The sequence below is a fragment of the Sporomusa sp. genome (genome assembly GCF_057736855.1).
This window is the reverse complement of sequence record NZ_JBYKYF010000238.1, coordinates 2,201-4,846: the sequence shown is the minus strand read 5'-3', so window position 1 is coordinate 4,846 and position 2,646 is coordinate 2,201. Positions and strand designations below refer to the sequence as shown.

Sequence of the window (2,646 nt, the reverse complement as noted above, 5' to 3'; positions counted from 1 at the left end):
GTTAACTTGGAGAAGGTCGAACAAGCGCTCCAAAGTTTTGTAGCAAATAAAAATATGTAAATCAGGATAAAGATGGTGGCTGAATGACCGCAAAAAAACATGATGCCAGAGAAATGGCACTAAAAATAATTAATGAGGTTGAAAACAATGGCGCTTATGCCAATATAGCTTTGGCACAGGAATTGAACCGGCAGGCTGCCCAGGGACAACTTTCCGACCAGGACCGGCGGTTTATTACTGAGCTTGTTTATGGTACTGTCAAAGCAGGTGCTACTTTGGATTGGATACTTAGCAATTATTTGAATCGCCCGCTTACTAAAGTAGCCCCGATAATTAGAAACATCCTGCGTTTAGGTATCTATCAATTGTTTTTTCTTGAAAAAGTTCCGGCTTCCGCTGCTTGCAACCAGTCAGTAGAATTAGCAAAAAAATATGGCCATGCTGGTACTGTTAAGTTTGTTAACGGTGTCCTCAGGAATGCTGCTCGTCATCCAGAAAAAATTGTGTATCCTGACAGGGAGAAAGAGCCAGTAAAATATCTTGCTTTAAAATATTTTCACCCCGAATGGCTGGTTAAGCGGTGGGTGGACCGGTTGGGCGTAACAGGATGTGAATCCCTATGTCAGACAAATAATCATATACCACCCCTTTCTTTGCGTACCAATACAGTTAAAATTAATCGCGATAGACTTTTAAAGCGCTTAAATGATGAAGGTGTAGTCTGTCAGGCGTCAAACTGGACACCTGAGGGAATTATCTGTCAAGAACACCCTAGCTTAGGTACCCTTTCATCATTAAAAGAAGGTCTGTTTCAAGTCCAAGATGAAAGTTCCATGTTGGTTGCCCACATCTTAGGACCAAAACCTGGCGAATTTATAATCGACGCCTGTGGTGCACCTGGTGGTAAAACTACACACATTGCTGCCTTAATGAATAATACCGGGAAGGTTTTATCCACAGATATTTATGAGCACAAGTTAGCACTTATCCGGGAAAATAGCGCCCGGCTAGCTTTGACCAATATCGAAACCAGGGCGCTTGATGCTGTCAATTTGGGCAGCCTGTTTCCGCATAAGGCAGATAGAGTACTGGTAGATGCTCCCTGTTCTGGTCTTGGAGTGCTTCGCCGTAAACCGGATTCTCGCTGGCGTAAATCGCCTGAGATGCTGCATGATTTACCGAAATTACAGGCTGCTATTTTGGAGAGTGCCGCTCAATGTGTAAAGCCTGGCGGTGTTCTGGTGTACAGCACCTGCACAACTGAACCTGAAGAAAACCAGGACATTGTTCGCAGATTTTTACACGGCCATTCTGAGTTTCGGCTTGAGCAAACAGGACAGTATCTGCCAGGCGAGAAGCGATCTGACGATATGCTGCAATTCTGGCCGCATATTGATGGTATTGATGGCTTTTTCATCGCTCGTATGGTACGGCAGCAGTAAGGCGGTGACAATATGACAAATAAGGCAAAAGTGGATATATTCGGGCTGTTTGTTTCAGAGATTGCTGAGGTTATAAAGCCGCTGGGATTTGCATCTTACCGTGCAAAACAAATTGCTGAATGGCTATATAAACATGATGTCAGTCATTTTAGTGCTATGACGAATTTATCTAAAGAACAGCGAGGGATACTTGAGGACAATTTTACCATTACCCGGCTAACACAAAAGACAGTTCAACACTCAGGTGATGGACGAACAAGTAAGTTTTTACTGGCTTTTGCTGATGATATGGCTGTAGAGACAGTGCTTATGCGACAACCTTATGGAAACAGTGTTTGTATATCCACGCAGGTTGGCTGCGCTATGGGATGCGCTTTTTGTGCTTCTACACTGGGCGGATTGGAGCGAAACCTTACTGGTGGTGAAATACTTGCTCAGGCTCTATATATAAACAAACTGCTAAAACTCGAAGCACAAAAAATAGACTCTATTGTAATTATGGGTTCAGGAGAGCCTTTAGCTAATTATGATAATGTGTTGCGGTTTATCCGGCTTATTCATGAACCATATTGTCTCAATATGAGTTATCGTAGCATTACGCTTTCCACTTCCGGAATTGTTCCAGTGATTGATCGATTAGCGCAAGAAAAGTTACCTTTGACGCTGTCGATCTCATTACACGCGCCGACCAATGAACTAAGAACTAAGCTAATGCCGATTAATAAGCGTTATCCGCTGGAACAAGTACTGGCGGCTGGAAACCGCTATGCTACTATCACTGGCAGACGTGTTACATATGAATATACTTTAATTGCCGGTGTTAATGATCAACCGGCACAGGCTGCGGAATTGGCGAAGCTGTTAAAAGGACAGCTGGCTAATGTTAATTTAATTCCCATAAATCCGGTGCCCGAACGGGGACTGCTCCGTCCGTCGGCAAGTGATGTCGCTAGATTTGAGCAATTTTTAAAGGAACAGCATATCAATGTCACTGTCAGGCGCGAGATGGGAACAGATATTGATGCGGCTTGTGGCCAATTGCGACACAGAATCATTAGAAATAATGGTTAATTTTGACTAGTTCAGCAGTATCGTTGTATAATAGAGAAAACACATCTTGTAAACGAAAAAGCCAACATTTCCATAGCCAGTAAATGTATGTTTTAGGATCAACACATCAGCAACTTAATTGGTAATATTAAAG

Annotated in this window: 2 protein-coding genes; both read left to right on the top strand. The window is 42.9% G+C overall.

From position 1 onward, the window contains the following. The first annotated feature begins 83 nt into the window (after positions 1-83). The gene (gene rsmB, locus AC29Z1_RS13575; RefSeq protein WP_488271989.1) at positions 84-1,442 is read left to right on the top strand and encodes a 16S rRNA (cytosine(967)-C(5))-methyltransferase RsmB; all 1,359 of its coding nucleotides are present in this window, start codon (positions 84-86) and stop codon (positions 1,440-1,442) included. Between the two features lie 12 nt (positions 1,443-1,454). Then, on the top strand, positions 1,455-2,513 hold the full coding sequence (rlmN, locus tag AC29Z1_RS13570; RefSeq protein WP_488271988.1) for a dual-specificity RNA methyltransferase RlmN: 1,059 nt from the start codon (positions 1,455-1,457) through the stop codon (positions 2,511-2,513). Positions 2,514-2,646 lie beyond the last annotated feature (133 nt).

Bases quoted from the DNA above. Each gene is read 5' to 3' on its own strand.
- rsmB (WP_488271989.1), top strand. From the start codon at position 84: ATGACCGCAAAAAAACATGATGCCAGAGAAATGGCACTAAAAATAATT.
- rlmN (WP_488271988.1), top strand. From the start codon at position 1,455: ATGACAAATAAGGCAAAAGTGGATATATTCGGGCTGTTTGTTTCAGAG.